This window comes from Parahoeflea alexandrii (genome assembly GCF_027214025.1).
In the GTDB taxonomy this organism is placed as follows: Bacteria; Pseudomonadota; Alphaproteobacteria; order Rhizobiales; family Rhizobiaceae; genus Hoeflea; species Hoeflea alexandrii_A.
Map to the genome: position 1 here is coordinate 1 of NZ_JAPWHB010000029.1, position 599 is coordinate 599.

1 pseudogene is annotated in these 599 nt (G+C 56.1%); it reads left to right on the forward strand.

Annotation, left to right across the window (positions count from 1 at the left end):
• Positions 1-470 (forward strand): annotated as a pseudogene (locus O4H62_RS26285) (hypothetical protein); the annotation flags it as partial.
• Positions 471-599 lie beyond the last annotated feature (129 nt).

Here is a 599-nt window from a genome sequence, read left to right on the forward strand (position 1 = left end):
GTCCCATAACCGAGTGCCCTTTCCAGAAAAGGACTCGATTACATGAAGGTTCTTACCCCCACCTTTTTCCCGCTCCCCTCGACGATGAAGCCGAACGTGGCATCGGCACCTGGACATCGCCAACCGAGATTGCCCGGCTTCTTCTGATGCGACGCATTCCAAGACCTTTCCCGCGCGAGCATGACCTTTGGCGCTTCCGTGTGCTTGGCGCAATCATCCCTGATCTTGACCATGTCGTTGCCGAGCAGGGGGAGAATCTGCCCACGCCTGCAAAGCCGACCCTGCCTCTTCACATGCGACCGGCTCTGCTGGCGGGGGTAGCCATCGTTGAGCGTGCTGGACCGGAGATGCTCCAGATGCTGAGTGCTCACATGATGGGCGACAATCGCGTCCGGTTCACTGACGCCGCCGAGAGCATGATGGCTCGAAATCGAATATGGAAAGCTTCATCGCAGATGCACTTAATTTGAGAATCGGACTGCCAATATTCTCAAATTTAAATGCCAAATTTGGGCCAATTCGGGGGAGTGGGAAAAAGGTGGGGTTCAAGCCGCAAGGGCAATCTTAGCTTGCTTGAGCCGACCATCGGCAACCGCTGC